The 485-nt window shown below is 57.7% G+C and carries 1 protein-coding gene; it reads right to left on the bottom strand.

The window, feature by feature from the left end; genetic code table 11:
- Positions 1–485 (bottom strand): hypothetical protein (locus tag AC0V2Y_RS28495; RefSeq protein ID WP_475418468.1); only part of this gene is annotated, 485 nt, incomplete at both ends.

The raw sequence follows: 485 nt of genomic DNA, 5'->3' as shown, positions 1-485 counted from the left end.
GGTCACCACCTCGTCGACTACTGTCCCGGCCACGACCAACGTCGCCGCGCCAGGCTTGGCCGTCACCGTTCGCAGGCCATTATTGGAAGCGGTGCCACCCACGGTTACTACGTCGCCAACCGCGATGGCGGCAAACAACGCGGCGCCAGATGTATCGCTGATCGCTTTCGTGGCAGCCGAAAAACTTGCCGCACCCGAAGTCGTGACCACCTTGGCAGCCCCGCTAATTGTCAATACGTCTCCTACTGCCACCACCGCATTGAAATTAGGCTCCTTGGCTAACTGCTTCAAGCGGCTACCGCGTTCAAAGGTGTATGTGCCAGATAGTGGTAGTTGCAGCTGATTCAACGCCTTTAGTGTGATGCCATCCACCTCGATTGCACGCCGTGCCGAGACAATGCCATCGATAATCGCATCACCAATCTGCAGGATCGGAGCGCCGTTATTGGGCGAGGTGAATGGGTCATAAAATGCCGCGCTGGCTC

Source organism: Janthinobacterium sp. BHSEK, assembly GCF_056174685.1.
Note: the sequence above shows the minus strand (reverse complement) of the source record. Positions and strands in the feature narration are given on the sequence as shown.